Here is a 16,649-nt window from a genome sequence, read left to right as displayed (position 1 = left end):
TATGAAGAGGTGAAATAAAAAATGAACATAAACATTGCCCGAATAGCCAAGAAATCGGCTCCTTTTCTTTCCGGGGGCCTGGCTATGCTTCTCGCAGCAGCCATCATTTCTTCGCCTGAAAAATCTTTTAACGCCTCATTTCAAGGCTTGAAGCTATGGTGGACGCTGGTCTTTCCGGCCCTGATGCCTTTTCTGATGCTATCGGAAATGCTGAGCGCCTCCGGTTTCGTTCATGCCATCGGTGTTCTTTTGGAACCTCTTACGAAGCTTGTTTTCCGGCTTCCGGGCAGCGCGGGATGGACGCTGGCCCTGGGAATGACGTCCGGCTTTCCCGGAGGTGCCCAGGGAGCGGCCCAGCTGCACCGGCAGGGCGAAATCTCCGGCAGGGAGGCCGGACGCCTGGCATCGCTCGCCCATTTCGCCAGTCCGGTTACGCTCCTGATTGTAGTCGGAGCCTCCATGCTCCACAGCCCCGCGGCCGGTTACAGCCTGCTGGCCGTACACTGGCTTGCGGGGCTTGCCGCCGGAATAACGGTATCCGCCGGGGCTTCACGCCCCACGGAAACCGCTTCTTCGGCGAAAGCTTCCGCCGCACGCCGGACTTCCCTGATCCGCCGGGCGATATCCGAAGCTGCGGACGCTCGCGCAAGGGATGGCCGCAGCTTCGGCAGACTGCTGGGCGAATCGGTAAGCGCCTCTGTGCAGTGTCTGATGCTGGTTGGAGGCTACATTATTATATTCGCTGTCGTTATCAGCATCATATCAGGGCTGCGGCCGCAGCTGCCAACAGCCCTTACCGCTGCACTGCTGGAACTTCATCTCGGGGCACAAGCTCTGACGTCAGTGACGATGCTGCACGTTTCGGGAATATCATTGGGGCCGCTGGAGCTTGCGCTGTTGTCTGGAGCGCTAGGATGGAGCGGCATCTGCGCACAGCTGCAGGCCTTGGCGGTACTAAAGCCTGCCGGGGTACGCTATCTTCCCTTTGCCGCGAGCCGGCTGCTGCATGGAGGCTATGCGTTCATTCTCACACTGCTGCTTTACAAACCGCTTACGGCGTTTCAGGAATCGGCACTGCCCGTTCTGACCGGCAGAGAGATTACTTTATCCGGTACATTTAGTATCGAAACGATCTGGGGTTCTTTGCCAGGTCTGGTTGCCATGCATTTGCTTATGCTGCTTACCCTGCTGCTGCTGTCCGCCGCCGTCCGGCTTGTCTCGGCTATTCGCGGCCGTTCCCGTTGAACTTGAGCCGCATCGCCCGCTCGACTTCCGGGGTCACAAATTCGGTCAAGTCACCGCCGAAGTGGCCGATTTCCTTCACCACGCTGGAACTAAGATACGAGTATTTCGGATTCGTCATCATAAATATCGTTTCTGCGTCCGAATTCAGCTTGTTGTTAATCGTGGCGATTTGCAACTCGTATTCGAAATCGGAAACGGTGCGGATGCCGCGCACGATGACATGAGCCTCTTTTTGCCTGATATAGTTGGCAAGCAAATCCCGGAAGATGTCAACTTCCACATTGGGAAGATGCGCGGTAACCTGACGAAGCAGATCGGCGCGCTCCTCCACCGTAAACAGCGGATTCTTGCTTAAATTATTTAGAACTGCCACAATCAGGCGGTCAAACTGCTTCGCCGCCCGCTCAATAATATCAATATGCCCTAGCGTCACCGGATCGAAGCTGCCGGGGTAAATTGCGACTCTTTCCTCTCTTATTTGCAGACTCACTCTAGCGCCCCCTCACCCATGTCGGTTTCTGAGCCGGATCCATAACAGTAAATGGATACCGCTGTTTCTCCGTACAATGCATAACGCAGCCGGCTGTAGCCAGAAATATGCTCGGGATATTCATAGCCCGATTCATGCTCCAGTACAATGACCGCATTTTGTCTCAGCAGTCCTTTGCCCGCCATTATGGCCATTAGCTCGTCCCCGAATTTATGCCGGTATGGGGGGTCCAAAAAGACCAGGTCGAACGACCGTCCCCGTTTCTCCAGCGCTGCCAGCGCCTTGTTCGCATCGTTGCGGTAAACCTCGGCCTTATTTTCAAGTCTTGCCGCTTTCAGGTTCTCCCGCACCGTGTCGATTGCCTTCGGCTCCATATCGATAAATACGGCGCTGTCCATCCCTCTGCTCAGGGCTTCGATCCCGAGTCCGCCACTACCGGCGAACAAATCCAGGGCCGCGCCTCCATCGAAATAAGGGCCAATCATGCTGAAAATCGCTTCCTTGACCTTGTCGGTCGTAGGACGTGTTCCGGTTCCCGGAACGCTTTTTAAGGGTCTTCCCTTGGCTGTGCCCGACACCACTCTCACCGCTTGATTCACCTGCTCTGTTTCTCTATTTATTACGCCAAAAACGACATAATTTCACGCCTATCGTACCACATTCCTGCCGTTAAATAAAAACTTTGTCACACCCCGCCGCACACAGCCGTGGACAAATTATTGTGACGCATATGTATATATCCTGCACTCGTGGGCCATCCTTTAACTATCGACATCACAAAATGTCGTAGACAACCGCGGAGCAAGCTTACGCTTCCCCATAAGCTCTTCGTCCGGTTTCTCCTCTCCCATGAAAGGGGCTCTCGAAAGAGGGCCCCGATTTTTTTGTGCAAATCCTTTATCCAAGCAAGAAATTCCACTTAATTTACCTAAGCTATGTTCGATGAGTTCTAACAGTTTCGGCAGAAATGGAGGAGGTAGAACTGTGAAAAAGTGACCAATGAGGACAAATGTTGCGCAGTGTATTTTTGAAAAGGTGAGTGTTTATCTCTCTTTAAAAGATTGCTGTTCCTCTAATCCAGAATGGAGAAATATTCTCTATGCTGCTTATCATAAAAATAAAAGACAAGCCAAGCGATTCCCGCTTATAGTTCTGGAATGTCCGCTTTTTGATCCTGTAAATACATAATGCGCTCGTGCATAAGCTGCGGTTTAGAAATCAGAAACATAAACGGCAAAGCAAAGGCAATTACAAAAGCGGCAAAATATTTTAGGAAACTCAATACCCTCACTCCCGGTACTTTTCTAAAGACGGATGAAGCATAATTGAATTGGAACAATATGTATGTGATTAAAATCTCCGAATAGGGTCCTTTCAATCGAATACGGTCCTTTCAACAAGAAAAAGCACTGCTTCCATAAGCAATGCTCTTCAGCTACCTGGAATATAAGCAGGATTGCGGAATCACTTCCTTCGGCTGGCCGTAACTCGACCACAACAGTTGTATGGCGGCCTCGGGATCACCATTATTGAAGTATTCCAATTTGACATAGTAGTATCTCCCGGCTTCCAGCGGCACCGCTGCTGAATTCTCTGTCGTACTGTGTACCGTCCAATCGTCGATTACCAATTTGCCGTCAATATAAAGACGCACTCCGTCCGAAGCATTGGTATACAACGTGTACATCTCCGTATATGCCGGCTTAATAAAGCCGGTCCATCTGACGGACATTGCATAATCGCCAACCGTCGTACCCTTTTTCCAATTAAAATCCACTTTTGGGATAACCTTGGTCACCTTAAGTGTATTGAACTCTTTTCCAATATAGTAGTTGCCCAGCAGCCCGTCTCCAACGGTCGTGTCCGGAGGAAACGCTTCGGGAGGGGATGGCTCTTCCCCCCGGTTCAGAGCGTACGGATCTTCAAAAACACTCTTAATCACCGCGTCCGAATTTTTCCCCGTCAGATCTTTTCCCCAGGTAAGGAACCACGAATATTCAGGCTGTCTTGTTCTTATATACGTCATATTCGGCAGTTGGCCGTTCTCCGTTATGGCGATGAGCTTTCCCTGTCCGATTTCAAGCAGTTCCAGGTAATAGTCCTGATTGTAATCATTATTGTATATATCCATGCCGATCACATCCGCTCTGTCGTGGCCGACATAGTACCGCCCGGCATCATCCGACCATTGATTGTTGGCATTGGCGCTCCAAACCCATAACAGGTTATTGAGGCCGTGATAACGGACAAAGCGGTCATACATGATCTCCCAGAGTGCCGGGAAATTGGTCTTTCTTCCCCACCAGAACCAGTCTCCGTTCATTTCGTGATAAGGCCGCCAGAGAAGCGGTATATCGGCATCCCGCAGCTGCTTGAGATAGACCGCTACGCTGTCCATATCAGCAAGCAGGGCTGTATAGAGTGCCGTTCCGGGCGTTACGATTTGGTCGAACTCGGCCTGGGTCGTCTTACGCTGAACTTGTTCCCAAAGCGGCGCAGTTCCAGGATAAGCGGCATGATACGATGCTGTAAGGATGCCGCCGGACGCATGCCAGGCTTTGCAGGCAGCAATTACATTTTGCCGCTGGTTGTCCAGTTGTTCTGTTGTCTGTCCGGTAATCCCCCCAAATTCCACTCCTTTCAGAGCGGGATACACTCCTGTCAGGACTTTTACATGTTCGGTGTATGTGTACGGAGCCTCCAAATACTCATGCTGTCCGGTAAAAATCCCTTTCCCCTGCATAGCGAACAGACGTTCCAGCAGCAACCTGGCTTGTATGGAGATATCCGGATTTGCCGGCTCCTTGATCAGATTCCTATATTCGCTCTGCCACGCCACATCGGTGACAAGTCTTGAAGCAGAGCGCACCAGCTTTTGAAGCTTCCTATCATTCAACTCTATCACCATCCTTTTATGATAGTTTACGTAGAGGATATTCGGTCTGAAGCGGCTTTTTTACATAAAATTTGAAATATCTCTAACATAAAAAAAGAACCTATCCCTCACCCCTTAACGGTAGTTGGATAGGTCCTAGCAATAAATAACACCTTATCAGATCGATCTCTATGTAATGCGATCTCAAACTTGCTGCGATTTCAGACTCTTCAATTCCTGTCTCTTAGCTGCCAAGGCACTAAAAGTCTCAAAGGTTCGACGCGCCAATTCGGGGAGTTCTTCCAGATGCAGCGGCAAGCCCTCCGCCAGATCGTGAAGCTGGTTCTGCAAGCTGATGGCCGCACTGTTCAATTCTTTAATTTCTTCTTTCAGCTTAACGATTTGCTCCATTCGTTTCTCCTCCTAATTTGAGCCGCCCTCGCCTACTACAGCCCATTCATAATGTATATATGATAATTATAATGATTTAATAATTATTTTAATGTAATAAATGTTACATTGTTCTGCTAAAATATCTAATTTTATTTCCGGTCATATCATACTTTTCCCCAGATTTTATACGGCATGAATCAAAATAAGAATATGGATATTTTTAGTCAAAAGTATGTATTTTCTTACATCTAAATTCCTTGCGGAATACTAGAATATGCATAATGCAGTGACAACAAAAATTTTCAGGTGCCGGAGTGTTCTTTATTTGTTATCGGGGAAAGAGAGTAATCGGGCCCTTAAATGAGGCTGAAGCTATGGAAGAATGGTTTCTCCTCTCGGGAACCGTAAGAGACCTATATATCATCGAAACAGACGAATCCGGCAAAGTGAAAAGACAGATCGGGCCAAGCAAAAGGAAAAAGAAATATCCCCGTTGAATGCAGGTTAGACTTGTCTTATTATTGATGACAAACTTTATTCGGGGGTGCTGAAGATGTGCGGACGCTACACGATAACGGTTACAATGGAAGAGCTTATGCTAGAATACTACACCCAGGACGTGACGATCGTTAATTACGCTCCAAAATATAATGCCGCGCCCATGCAGTATATCCCTGCCGTAATCAGGAGCGGTGCCGGTAACCGAATTGGACAACTGCGCTGGGGCCTTGTTCCTTCCTGGGCGAAGGATGACAAGTCCGGCAGCAAAATGATCAATATCCGCGCGGAGACGCTGACGGACAAACCATCGTTTAGACGGCTTCTGTCCTCGCGGCGCTGCGTTATTCCGGCAGACGGATTTTATGAATGGCGCAATCAGGGATCAAGCAAGCAGCCGATGCGAATTATGATGCGTGACGGCGGTATTTTTTCGCTGGCCGGAATTTATGATATATGGGTGGATGCGGATGAAAAAAAGCTCGCCACTTGCGCCATCATTACTACGGAGCCCAATGATCTGACAGCGGAAATCCATAACCGGATGCCTGTAATTCTTCGTCCGGAAGATGTCGATCAATGGCTGGATCGGAGTAATCATGATGTTGACCGTCTTGCCAAACTGCTGAAGCCGTTCGATGCCGAGAAAATGAAAGCATATCCCGTCTCCACGAAGGTCGGCAATGTGCGTAATGATTCAAAAGATTTAATAAATGAAGTTTAGGCTGAAGTGGCCAATCCGCCGATCCAGTAAATCGTCTGATCCAAAATTATCACCATCCCCTCCCTCGTATAATATGAAACCCCAATTTAACCTCGAGCGTCAATTCTGCTAAACTGGAAGCAGCACCAACATTAGCGCCAAGGAGGTTATGAATATGAAAAAACCCATCTACACCAGATGGTGGTTCTGGGTACTTCTCGTCATCATTGCCTTGGGGATCATACAAGTGGTTAACACTGGGAAGCAGACAACTCAGACGGCCTTGCCCTCAGCTTCGCCTACGTCTGCCGGTTCGCAGGAACCTTCGCCGGAAGCCTCGGTCACTCCTTCGACGACTTTGGTACCCGGCGTTTCCGCCGAAAATTCCGCAGCGCCGAGCGAATCACCATCGTCCGCATTGCCTGCAACGACTACACCGGCGGCGACCGTTCAGCCATCCGCGGTACCAAGCCAAGCAGTTTCTGCGGACCAAGTACCTCTCCCGAAACAGGAAGTGCTGGCTTATACGCGGCAGTTGAAGAGCTCTCCATTTATTAGGGACGTTGGGATTGGGACAGATAATATAGAGATTCACTTCTTTAACAGCTTCGCGGAGTACAAAAAGGCCAATCCAAGCAAAAAGCTTACCTCATCGGATTATACGGACGAGTTCAGCTCCGTTGACGCCGTTAATGGTATTTTAATGGAAGAATCGACCCGGCTGTTCCGCCAATTTCCGGGCACAGCTTCTATCGACATCACACTGCCGTATAAAGGGAAGACCTATTCAGTCTCGCTGACCAAAGGTTCGGTCGAGAAATTTTATAATGCAGATCTGGATAGTATTAAGACCGACCAGCAGTGGAGAGACCAGATCAGCGGTCCTTTTTTCACCAAAGACTACCGCGATCAATTCGCGAAACGGTTCGTGAAGGTTACGTAGTTCAATAGGCATGCAACAAAATTTCAAGGGGGCCATCCGGTGTACGATTGGATCAACAAACGCAGCCTCGTAGAATACATTGCACAGGAAGAACAAATGGAATTTGAACATAAGGATTTTCGCTTTGAGAAGATTGTTACGGAGAACACGCCGGATGGCATCACGTCACTAGCCCAATTCTTCATGGTAGGCAGCATCTGGTTGGCAGATAATTACCGGATCGGCATACCGGTCCAGGACGAGGATGTACTGAAGCTCGTTATGAGCGAGGTTGCTCCCCATTTTATAGATGTCAAGCAATGTGTCGCCCTGGGAAGCGTCAAGGAGATTTACATGCAGAACGTCAAACCCGGATCGAGGATGCTGTTCGCTATGGCCAAGAATGGTGTTCTGCCGGTGATGGGGGATCTGTATCGGCACCACGACTTAAGCGAGCGATATATTGGAAGAAAAAGAAACGTGCTTCATTACACAGTAAACGGCAGCGCCCTGCAGCCTTATCCGATTCCTGATGCCTCAGCTTTGCGGACAGTGCTGCAAAAGGCTTATTTCGATCGGAATGAACCATATGTGTTGCTGCCGACGGGCTGGACTTTTGACGATTCGCTGCGCGATTCGGCGGCATTGCGTTTTTTTGCCGGATTTGTTCCGTGTCTATCCTTGGTCATTGATGCGGACAGCAATGAGGTCATCACGCTTCATCTGTCCCGGGAAGAATCCAGGCATCAGATTAGGCTGAATTCAGCCAGGCCAAACCCGCCCCGGAGAAATAAGGATCACTTATATCTGGATATCGGCCGGGGTCTCGTATATGTCATCAATTTAACAGGGCAGTCTCCAATACTGAATTGGGACGAACTTAAGGAGAGCACGATATACAGGCTACCGAAGGATCAGAAATATGCAGAGTTCGATCATGAGTACGGAGAACGCCTTCCTGAGGGAAGAGGTTTATTTTTTGGCGAAGAGTGGGTACACGCGATGATTGATACCGTCAATCGGGAGCTTAAGGATGCTTCAAAAGTCATCAAAGATGATTAAGAGTTCGTGTAATTCCCGGTCTGAAAATACAAAAAAAACTCCGCCAAGCGGCGGAGCCAAACATCTATACAAAGGGGTTCATGTGTATACATTAACCCATGCTGCCAATCTGAAACATGCTAGTCGAAGACTGGCCGTTATCCGAATTGTTCACTAGGAGCCGATACCCATTTCATCAGCTGCTCTTTCACCTTCACGACTTCTCCAATGATGATCATCGCCGGATTGCCGATCAGGAACGCGGATGCCAGCTGTTCGATATTGTCCAGTGTTCCGATGACCGTACGTTGCCGGCTCGTCGTTCCGTTCTCGATCAGCGCCACCGGCGTTGATCTTTCCTTTCCATGGCGCAGCAGCTCCCCACAGATTTGTCCGAGACGGCCGACGCCCATGTATACGGCTATCGTATCCACGCCGCGGGCAAGATGCTCCCAGTCCACAGGCGTCTCATGATCCCCGCAGCGGCTGCCGGTCACAACGGCAAAGGAAGCTGCGACGCCGCGGTGTGTAAGCGGAATGCCTGCGGCTGCTGCAGCACCGACTGCGGAAGTGACACCCGGCACTACTTCCCAGGTGATCCCGGCTTCGGCAGCGGCCAGCGCCTCCTCCCCGCCCCTGCCAAAAACGAACGGATCGCCTCCCTTCAACCTAACGACCTTATGGCCTTGACGGGCATGGTGGATCATTACATGCTCGATTTGCTCCTGGGACATGGAATGCTGACCCGGCGCTTTTCCGCAGTAAATGAGACGCGCATCGGGCCTCGCATAGTCCAGCAAGTCCTCAGACACGAGCCTGTCATACAGCACGACATCAGCTTCCCGGATGCGGCGCACCGCCTTTACTGTGATCAATTCCGGGTCTCCCGGACCCGCTCCGACTATGGATATGCTTCCGGTCTTCATATGCTTTTTCTCCCTCCAAGCCCAATCGGTATGGCCTTACGGCTTAGACCGTTAGATAAACGGCTCCTGTGACCGGATCTACCTCAACTTCAAAGGTGGGCACGCATCCCGTGTCCGGGTCCTCAACCTTGCCGGTATGAAGATCGATGCGCCAGTCATGCAGCGGACAGTGGACCTTGCTGCCACAGACCATCCCTTCCGACAGGGTGCCGCCTTTATGCGGGCATTTGTTCTCCACAGCCAGCACCTCTCCATCCGACAGGCGGAACAAGGCGATTTCCATGCCATTTACTTTTAGGGTCCGCGAGCCCTTGCGGTCGATGTCCGCTACGTTGCCGATATGCATTTTGGTCATCGTCATATCCGTTAGCCCTCCTGTTATGCCGTCTCAATTGGAGAGATCGGCTCGAAATTTTTGCGGAGCTCCCTTTCCGCCACGATTTGCTTCCACGGGTCAGTGGTCACGCTGAGCGCCGTACGGATTCTTTGCCCCAGCGCCAGCCTGTCTTCTCGGTTATCAAGCGCCGCCTTGATACTGTCCAATCCTACCCGTTCCACCCAATTGGAGGTTCTCTCGTTCCAGCTGGCATTTTCGCGGTAGTATTGAAGGAACGCGCTCGCCCATTCGACAACCTCGTCCTCCGTCTTCACGACGCACAGCAGATCCGTTGCCCGGACATGCACGCCGCCGTTGCCGCCGACATGAAGCTCCCAGCCGCCGTCGATCGCGACAACGCCGAAATCCTTGATCGTTGCTTCCGCACAGTTGCGGGGACAGCCGGACACGGCAAGCTTAACCTTGGCCGGTGTGTTCAGCCGCTCGAACTCTTTCTCCAGCCGAATGCCCATGCCTATGGAATCCTGGGTGCCGAACCGGCAGAAGGTGGACCCGACGCAGGTCTTGACCGTACGCAGCGTTTTGCCGTACGCATGGCCTGAAGGCATGTCGAGCTCTTCCCAAATTTTTGGAAGATCTTCTTTTTTGACACCAAGAAGGTCAAGTCTTTGTCCCCCTGTAAACTTCACCATTGGAACGTCGAACTTCTCGGCGACCTCGGCAATCTTTTTCAGCTCGCCCGGGGAAGTTACGCCGCCATATATCCGGGGAACGACGGAAAAGGTACCGTCCTTCTGAATATTGGCGTGATAGCGTTCGTTCGTGATCCGTGATTCCTTCTCGTCCACATATTCCTCCGGCCACAGCATGCCGAGATAGTAGTTCAGGGAAGGGCGGCATTTCGAGCAGCCTTCCTCATTGGTCCATTCGAGCACATTCATAACTTCCTTGACCGTCTTGAGCTTCATCCGTTTGATCTCGGCTACGATTTCGTCGCGCCCAAGCGTCGTACAGCCGCAGATGCCTTCCTTGACCTTGACCGCCGCATCGCCCGCATACAGCTCCAGCAGACCTTCCACCAGCGGCTTGCAGCCTCCGCATGACGCCGACGCTTTGGTACAGGCCTTAATTTGCCCTACGCTTGTGCAGCCGCCAGTAGTAATGGCTTCCGCAATCGCCCCCTTGGATACGCCGTTGCAGCCGCAGATAATTTCATCATCCGCCATTGCTTCCAGCCGGGCGGACGGAGAAGATTTCAGCGCGTCGTCCGGCAGTCCGAGCAGCAGAGATCTTTCTTTGCCCTGGATCGATTCGCTGCTCTTGATCAGGGAGAACAGCTGCGCGCCATCCGCCGTGTCACCGAACAGCACCGCGCCGATCAGCTTGTCCTCACTTATAACAAGCTTCTTATAGACTCCGCTGATCTCATCCTGATAGCGAAGCGCACGCGACCCTGCAGGTTCGTCATACTGTCCTGCGGAGAAGACATCGACGCCTGACACTTTCAGCTTCGTGGAGGTTACCGAGCCCTCGTAGCCCTGCCCCTGGACGCCCGCCAGCCGTTTGGCGAGAACAGCCCCCTGCTCATACAGCGGGGCGACGAGACCGTAAGCAATCCCCCGATGCTCCGCGCATTCCCCGATGGCGTAGACGCCCGGAATATTAGTTTCCATATAATCGTTAACGACGATGCCGCGATTGACGGCAATGCCGCTTTTTTTAGCAAGCGCGGTATTCGGCCGGATTCCGACCGCCATCACGATCAGATCGGCTTCAGCTGAACTGCCGTCGGCGAACAACAGGCTTTTCACACGCTTTTTGCCAAGAATGGCCTCCGACTGCTTGCTTAGCAGGAATTTCATGCCTTGAGCTTCCAGCTCTCTTTGCAGCATAACCGCTGCTTCCATGTCGAGCTGTCTTTCCATGATATAGTGATGGATATGCACGACGGATACTTCCATTCCCAGATGCAGCAGTCCGCGGGCCGCTTCGAGTCCAAGCAGTCCTCCGCCGATGACAAGGGCTTTTTTATAGGTTTTGGAGGTTTCCATCATAATCTGGCAGTCCTTGATATCGCGAAAAGCAATAACTCCTTCTTTATCTGCACCCGGAAGAGGAAGCATGAACGGATCGGAGCCGGTAGCCAGAATTAGTTCATCATATGCCGCCTCAACCCCAAGATCGGAACGCACCTTTTTGTTCACAGTATCGATGCTTTCGATCTGGTGGCCCGTATACAAGGTAATATTATGGCTGCGATACCACTCATAATCGTTAATTACGATTTCGGATAGATCTGTTCCCCCAGCGAGAACGGAGGAAAGCATAATCCGGTTATAGTTCGGATGCGGCTCGGCGCCGAAAATCGTGATTTCATACGCATCGGGAGCCAGTTTCAGCAGATGTTCAATTGCACGCACACCTGCCATGCCATTGCCGACGAGTACCAGTTTTTTACGGAATAATGTCAATTAATCTCTCTCCTCTCGATGGGAACACAGGGAAACACAAAAAGCCCGCTTCATGCCGGCACGAGAGAAACCATCTCTCAAACCAAACATGCAAGCAGGCACCATTGCCGCTTTTTCTCGGATACGTCTTTGTATCCTGAAAGATTGAATTTGTTAAACTGACTATACAACACGATTTAGTAAACGTCAATAAATTTGACATATTAAATTTTATTTATTTAAATTATCGACATCAGACCTCATTTTGTGTTATATAAAATAACATGAGATATTTTGAAGCTCATTATTAGAACTGCGCAGTTAGTACATTTTATCGCTAAAAAAGGAGCGTCCGACTATGCATTCCCTGTTGGTTGTATATAGCAGGCTGAACGGAAACTCTCCGGACAAGACCGCTGCCGGGTCCAAGCCGGAACTCCTTCTCAGATCCTGCGGCTATATTGTTGAAGTGGCCGCTTCCCGGGAAGAAGCCGTCTCTCTGATTGCCGATGTTGACGCTTCCATACTTTGTCTGCCGATTACGGAGTTCAAACAATGGGCGGATCTTTTGATGTCGTGCAAGACCGCTCCTATCATATGGTGGTGTACAGAGGAGACCTCCACCCTCTCTGTATCCGCTTGCGAGGACAACGTCATGGCGGATGGCGTTCTGTCTCCGTCCATGCAGCCTCACGAAATCCACTGGGGCCTTCATTTCGGGGCCAAACAGTGCTTTGAACGGAAGCAGTGGATGAAAGAGAAAGAGCAGCTCCTCTCCCGTCTCGAAGAAAGAAAATGGATAGAGATGGCTAAGGGCATCCTCTCCAAAGCCAAAAATATTCCCGAATCCGAAGCATATGATCTTCTGCGCAAGCAGGCGATGAACGAACGCAAACGGATGGTCGATGTCGCGACCTCGATCGTTAAGGTCTACCGAATGCTTCAGGATCAAATATAAGGGGGCACCGCTCATGATTAACATACTTAAAGAAGTCGCCAGAGGCAAAAGGGGCGCTCGCGATCTAAACTATGAAGAAGCTGCCGCTGCCGCAGAGGCGATTCTTAGCCAGACCGCCACACCAGCCCAGATTGGCGCGTTCCTGATCGCCGAACGGATCAAGCTCGAAAGTGTGGAGGAGTTGGAGGCATTTGTGTCCGTCTGCCGCAGCTACGCCGTGCGTGAACCCCTGCACGAGGGTATAGACTGCGCCGGTCCTTATGACGGTCGCCTCCGCTCTTTTGCCGCGACCTTTCCAACCGCCTTTCTGCTTGCCGCCGCAGGACTGCCGGTAACACTGCACGGATCCGCTTCGCTTCCTCCGAAATGGGGAATCACGCTGCAGGATATTATCATGGAAGCGGATATTCCCGCTCCCTCACTTACCCGTACAAGCTCTATTCATGCCGCCAGCCGCAGCGGAGTGTTGTATGTAAGCTCGGAGGAATGGTGTCCGCCGCTAGGGCGTATCCGGGGAATCCGCGAGGAGATCGGTATGCGGACCATTTTGAACACCGTGGAGAAACTGGTTGACTACTCCTGTTCCCCCTTCATCGTGTTCGGAATTTATCATAACACGGTATTTGACCGTCTCTCGAGACTTCTGATCAAGCTTGGCTATCGCAAAGCCCTGATCGTTCAGGGGCCCGAAGGGTCGGAAGATCTGTATATCGACCGCCCTACCCGGGTGTACACGGTAGAGAACGGCGATTCGGGACTTGATATTATAGATCCCGAGGCACTGGGGCTGGACACTCCCGTTCCGGATCTCGACTGGAATGCCCGTCTTCAGTTGGTGACTGCGGAAGCCGTGCTCCGGGGCGGCGGCCATCTCGCTTTCTACAATCAAGTTCTGCTCAACGGCGCCGTCCGATTGCACTTGGCCGGGCGCGTCGGCTCCATCGAGGAGGGCGTCTACACCTGCAAGGATCTTCTGGACGGCGGCAAGGCGTGGGAGGCATACAGCGTCTGGAAGAACGCGCTGCTTAGCGAACCTCCTGTAACCCATCCGGTATAACAAAAAGAAACGGCTGCATCGTTTTTTTGTAAAGCCAATGCTTTCATTTGAATCGACGGCTGAAGCCAGACAATTATTAACTGCCATCAGGCAGCAGCAAAGCGCCTCTCCCGAATAACGGCGAGAGGCGCTTTTTTCATAAACTCTTCTGTTGGTCGATTCAGGGCTATTCTTACATTAATACATAAAAGTACGGGTAATAATGACAAGCAGAATAAACAATACCAGAATCGTTCCTGTAGATGTTCCCCAGCCACCGTATCCTCCAGCAACTTCACCCATTTGGAATTCCTCCTTCTAAGTAGCCTAAGATATATCTTATTCCGCTGTCCTTTGATTCGATTGGGTGTTTATACCCGAACTTATACCGCGGTCTCAAATGTAATCCGGTTCTTGCCGCTCCGCTTGGATATATAGTGTGCATCGTCCGCTAAACGCAATATTTCGCTAGTATCCTGGTTCTCAGGACTCCAGACTGCGGCGCCTATGCTACAGCCGACATGGACGATTTCCCCGTCGATTACGAAAGGTTGGTTGATCTTGTCAATGATACGTTTGGCTACGACTTCAGCTTCCTGCATGGGCTTCGCAGCCGACGTATGCAGGATGACCACGAACTCATCCCCTCCTATTCGCGTGATCATCTCATTTTCCCGGGTCGATTCCAGCAGACGGAAGGATACCTCTTGCAGCAGCTTGTCGCCTGTTTTATGTCCCAGTGTCTCGTTCACCTTCTTGAATCCGTCCAAACCCAGGTACAAGAAGCTTAATGTCGAGCGGTTCCGTTTGGCTTTGTTTACCGCATGAGCCAAATAGTCGTCAAGAGCTGTTCGATTAGGCAGTCCCGTGAGCGGATCATGCCTCGTCATGTCAGACATATAGAACGGCTCCGGCTCCACTCGGGTTAGTTTATTGACAAGATTGCGCAGCGATCGAGAGAGTATAGACAGATCCTTAATCCGGTTAAACTCGGGAATCTCCGCCTCGCCACCCGAACTAAGCAGATCGGCGCTCTCGGTGATACGCTGAAGCGGACGGATAATCCATCCGGCGAGTAACCATCCTGCAATACCGAACAGAACGGCAACAGCCATCCCCATCAGAACAATATTATTTTGCAGCTTGCGTACGGAGGCCAAAGCGATATCCGCCGGCTGACGGATAATCACGGACCAACCGAGACCAGGATAGTCCATTTCGCCGTCTCCATAAGCGTAACCTGTTAAATAAGATTGACTTCCCTTGTGTTCTTCATTGAGCCAGGAGTTTTTGCCCTGACGCGCCAGCCGCAGCGCTGGGTCCGACATTTGCTTGCCAACCTGACCGCTTGGTCCAAGCAGAATAATGTCATTATTGCTGATGACATAGACCTCGGCACCCTCCACCCGTTCTTCAAGAGGGGTCAAAATAGAGGATTCGACCTGACGGGCCCACTCCCAGCTAAGATGCGCCGCCAGTACGCCTAAGGACCGACCGCTTTTGTCCTTAACGGGTACGCCAATATCCACGAATTGAAGCCGTTCTCCGCTTGGATTGGGCAGGATTTCTGCTAAAAACGCGCCATCATGGACATCGCCGATGTAGGGAGACTTGATCCCATTTTGAAAGACGGGCTGCTCCTCCAGGCTGCTGCCTTCCTGAATTTCGCCGGTTGCCGACAGAATGTTGCCTTTTGTATCCGCATAACCTATCCAGGTAAATACAGGCAAACTTTCTTTCAGTTGATTCAGAAGTTCGGCAATCTCCTCCTCATCCACAGGCTCCTGGAAAGCATCAAGCTTGCTCAGCACCTCTACTTCCCCGGCCCGCGTCCACATGAAGTGGTCCAGACTATACGACATCTGATAGGCCGCTTCCGCCAGCGATTTTCCATTGGTGACTTCTGCGGTCTTGGAGGATTCGTTGCCAATCAAATAACTGAGCAGCACGGTCAACAAAATAATAACGGCTGCAAACGCACCTGCGAATATGGTCCGCAAATTTATAGACACCCCGTTTTCTCCTCCCTTTTCCCTATGTACTGTTTCCAGAAGACTATAATGTAAAATGACAATAGCATTTAGTCATATTTTTCGTTTTAGTTCTTATATCGGAAAACGGAAGGATTTTATGAAGCTGCAGCACCTATAAATCGGCAAGCGAAATCGCCTTCTACAGCGCTTTCTTTATGAAACTGTATTTTTGCCTTTGCTTTGTTGCTCTTTTTATTATTTTTGCAAAATAATGTTTAAGGCAGATTGTCCTATCCGCATCATTTCGTTATAATAGCTAATAAACGGGCGGAGGGAAATTATGGGCGCTGCCAGTAGAAAAGAACCATTCCGTTATGTTATGAATCAACCGATTGATTGCTGGCTGGAACTGCCGGCGGGCAGCACGGGTCCGGGTGCCGGAAAGCAGACCGAGGGTGTACTGATCGACCTCAGCCGTTCGGGCTGCAAGGTTCGCAGTTCATTAAACCTCCGGTTCACGTCTAAAGACACCAGGCTAATCATTCATTTTAAGTTGAACGAGAATATGCTTCGGTTCACAGGAAGCGTCCGCTGGGGCTGGATGTACGGTCTTGGCGAATACCAATACGGAGTCAGACTCGACTTAACCGCGGAAGAGGAAGAAATTCTGACGAGCGAGCTTGATCTCTGGACAATGTCTTCGGGCGAGGAAGACAGCTAGGACAAGACGGGACACCCCGTCTTTTTTTGTATCCATTAGGATGGGTTCTTAGGAAGATTGGCCGCGCCGCTCATGCCGTCA

The 16,649-nt window shown here is 50.9% G+C and carries 16 protein-coding genes; 7 read left to right on the top strand and 9 right to left on the bottom strand.

Annotation, left to right across the window (positions count from 1 at the left end; genetic code table 11):
• Nucleotides 1–21 precede the first annotated feature (21 nt).
• Nucleotides 22–1,245: a nucleoside recognition domain-containing protein gene (locus tag KP014_RS16675; protein ID WP_051500234.1), complete on the top strand. Its 1,224-nt coding sequence runs from the start codon at nt 22–24 to the stop codon at nt 1,243–1,245.
• Here KP014_RS16675 and coaD read toward each other — a convergent pair.
• The 4 genes from coaD to KP014_RS16655 form a co-directional block, all read right to left on the bottom strand.
• Nucleotides 1,223–1,735: a pantetheine-phosphate adenylyltransferase gene (coaD, locus tag KP014_RS16670; protein WP_036597228.1), complete on the bottom strand. Its 513-nt coding sequence runs from the start codon at nt 1,733–1,735 to the stop codon at nt 1,223–1,225. The two genes, KP014_RS16675 and coaD, sit on opposite strands and share 23 nt — an antisense overlap.
• Nucleotides 1,732–2,334: a 16S rRNA (guanine(966)-N(2))-methyltransferase RsmD gene (gene rsmD, locus KP014_RS16665; protein ID WP_281426409.1), complete on the bottom strand. Its 603-nt coding sequence runs from the start codon at nt 2,332–2,334 to the stop codon at nt 1,732–1,734. Before rsmD ends, coaD begins: the two co-directional genes overlap by 4 nt.
• 836 nt (nt 2,335–3,170) lie before the next feature.
• The gene (locus KP014_RS16660) at nt 3,171–4,631 is read right to left on the bottom strand and encodes a glycosyl hydrolase (RefSeq protein WP_051500233.1); all 1,461 of its coding nucleotides are present in this window, start codon (nt 4,629–4,631) and stop codon (nt 3,171–3,173) included.
• Nucleotides 4,632–4,814: 183 nt separating this feature from the next.
• Nucleotides 4,815–5,021, bottom strand: a complete 207-nt coding sequence (locus KP014_RS16655) for a CCE_0567 family metalloprotein (protein WP_036597226.1) — start codon at nt 5,019–5,021, stop codon at nt 4,815–4,817.
• Between the two features lie 535 nt (nt 5,022–5,556).
• Between KP014_RS16655 and KP014_RS16650 the strand changes: the two genes are divergently transcribed.
• The 3 genes from KP014_RS16650 (at nt 5,557) to KP014_RS16640 (ending at nt 8,188) form a co-directional block, all read left to right on the top strand.
• Nucleotides 5,557–6,225: an SOS response-associated peptidase gene (locus KP014_RS16650; protein WP_036597225.1), complete on the top strand. Its 669-nt coding sequence runs from the start codon at nt 5,557–5,559 to the stop codon at nt 6,223–6,225.
• Nucleotides 6,226–6,379: 154 nt separating this feature from the next.
• A complete protein-coding gene (locus tag KP014_RS16645; protein ID WP_036597224.1) occupies nt 6,380–7,147 on the top strand; it encodes a hypothetical protein in 768 nt (255 codons plus the stop codon).
• 39 nt (nt 7,148–7,186) lie between these two features.
• The gene (locus tag KP014_RS16640; protein ID WP_036597223.1) at nt 7,187–8,188 is read left to right on the top strand and encodes a hypothetical protein; all 1,002 of its coding nucleotides are present in this window, start codon (nt 7,187–7,189) and stop codon (nt 8,186–8,188) included.
• 137 nt (nt 8,189–8,325) lie between these two features.
• Here KP014_RS16640 and cobA read toward each other — a convergent pair whose 3' ends face one another.
• Genes cobA through nirB form a run of 3 tightly spaced genes read right to left on the bottom strand, consistent with a single transcriptional unit; the run spans nt 8,326 to nt 11,901 of the window.
• Nucleotides 8,326–9,093 carry a uroporphyrinogen-III C-methyltransferase gene (gene cobA, locus KP014_RS16635; RefSeq protein WP_090833945.1) on the bottom strand — a complete coding sequence of 256 codons (768 nt, stop codon included), beginning with the start codon at nt 9,091–9,093 and terminating at the stop codon, nt 8,326–8,328.
• 43 nt (nt 9,094–9,136) lie between these two features.
• The gene (nirD, locus tag KP014_RS16630; RefSeq protein ID WP_036603472.1) at nt 9,137–9,448 is read right to left on the bottom strand and encodes a nitrite reductase small subunit NirD; all 312 of its coding nucleotides are present in this window, start codon (nt 9,446–9,448) and stop codon (nt 9,137–9,139) included.
• 23 nt (nt 9,449–9,471) lie between these two features.
• Nucleotides 9,472–11,901: a nitrite reductase large subunit NirB gene (gene nirB / locus KP014_RS16625; RefSeq protein ID WP_090833944.1), complete on the bottom strand. Its 2,430-nt coding sequence runs from the start codon at nt 11,899–11,901 to the stop codon at nt 9,472–9,474.
• A gap of 337 nt (nt 11,902–12,238) precedes the next feature.
• On the opposite strand from nirB, the gene KP014_RS16620 reads away from it, so the two are divergent.
• Together KP014_RS16620 and KP014_RS16615 are read left to right on the top strand one after the other, a co-directional pair.
• On the top strand, nt 12,239–12,838 hold the full coding sequence (locus KP014_RS16620; protein ID WP_036599176.1) for an ANTAR domain-containing response regulator: 600 nt from the start codon (nt 12,239–12,241) through the stop codon (nt 12,836–12,838).
• Nucleotides 12,839–12,851: 13 nt separating this feature from the next.
• The gene (locus tag KP014_RS16615) at nt 12,852–13,895 is read left to right on the top strand and encodes an anthranilate phosphoribosyltransferase (protein ID WP_036599174.1); all 1,044 of its coding nucleotides are present in this window, start codon (nt 12,852–12,854) and stop codon (nt 13,893–13,895) included.
• A gap of 177 nt (nt 13,896–14,072) precedes the next feature.
• Here KP014_RS16615 and KP014_RS16610 read toward each other — a convergent pair whose 3' ends face one another.
• Together KP014_RS16610 and KP014_RS16605 are read right to left on the bottom strand one after the other, a co-directional pair.
• Nucleotides 14,073–14,177 carry a YjcZ family sporulation protein gene (locus tag KP014_RS16610; RefSeq protein ID WP_216700378.1) on the bottom strand — a complete coding sequence of 35 codons (105 nt, stop codon included), beginning with the start codon at nt 14,175–14,177 and terminating at the stop codon, nt 14,073–14,075.
• An 80-nt stretch (nt 14,178–14,257) separates the two neighbouring features.
• Nucleotides 14,258–15,886, bottom strand: a complete 1,629-nt coding sequence (locus tag KP014_RS16605; RefSeq protein WP_036599172.1) for a sensor domain-containing diguanylate cyclase — start codon at nt 15,884–15,886, stop codon at nt 14,258–14,260.
• 340 nt (nt 15,887–16,226) lie between these two features.
• Here KP014_RS16605 and KP014_RS16600 point away from each other — a divergent pair, with 340 nt between their 5' ends.
• Nucleotides 16,227–16,568, top strand: coding sequence for a PilZ domain-containing protein (locus KP014_RS16600; protein ID WP_246590518.1), 342 nt, complete (start codon nt 16,227–16,229; stop codon nt 16,566–16,568).
• The last annotated feature ends 81 nt before the right edge of the window (nt 16,569–16,649 follow it).

The sequence above is a fragment of the Paenibacillus sophorae genome (assembly GCF_018966525.1).
GTDB lineage: Bacteria > Bacillota > Bacilli > Paenibacillales > Paenibacillaceae > Paenibacillus_AQ > Paenibacillus_AQ sophorae.
The sequence above is the reverse complement of the archived record's forward strand: the minus strand, read 5'-3'. Positions and strand labels throughout refer to the sequence as shown.

Bases quoted from the DNA above. Each gene is read 5' to 3' on its own strand.
- KP014_RS16615 (WP_036599174.1), top strand. From the start codon at position 12,852: ATGATTAACATACTTAAAGAAGTCGCCAGAGGCAAAAGGGGCGCTCGC.
- KP014_RS16620 (WP_036599176.1), top strand. From the start codon at position 12,239: ATGCATTCCCTGTTGGTTGTATATAGCAGGCTGAACGGAAACTCTCCG.
- cobA (WP_090833945.1), bottom strand. From the start codon at position 9,093: ATGAAGACCGGAAGCATATCCATAGTCGGAGCGGGTCCGGGAGACCCG.
- KP014_RS16655 (WP_036597226.1), bottom strand. From the start codon at position 5,021: ATGGAGCAAATCGTTAAGCTGAAAGAAGAAATTAAAGAATTGAACAGT.
- KP014_RS16600 (WP_246590518.1), top strand. From the start codon at position 16,227: ATGAATCAACCGATTGATTGCTGGCTGGAACTGCCGGCGGGCAGCACG.
- nirD (WP_036603472.1), bottom strand. From the start codon at position 9,448: ATGACCAAAATGCATATCGGCAACGTAGCGGACATCGACCGCAAGGGC.
- KP014_RS16645 (WP_036597224.1), top strand. From the start codon at position 6,380: ATGAAAAAACCCATCTACACCAGATGGTGGTTCTGGGTACTTCTCGTC.
- KP014_RS16610 (WP_216700378.1), bottom strand. From the start codon at position 14,177: ATGGGTGAAGTTGCTGGAGGATACGGTGGCTGGGGAACATCTACAGGA.
- KP014_RS16675 (WP_051500234.1), top strand. From the start codon at position 22: ATGAACATAAACATTGCCCGAATAGCCAAGAAATCGGCTCCTTTTCTT.
- KP014_RS16650 (WP_036597225.1), top strand. From the start codon at position 5,557: ATGTGCGGACGCTACACGATAACGGTTACAATGGAAGAGCTTATGCTA.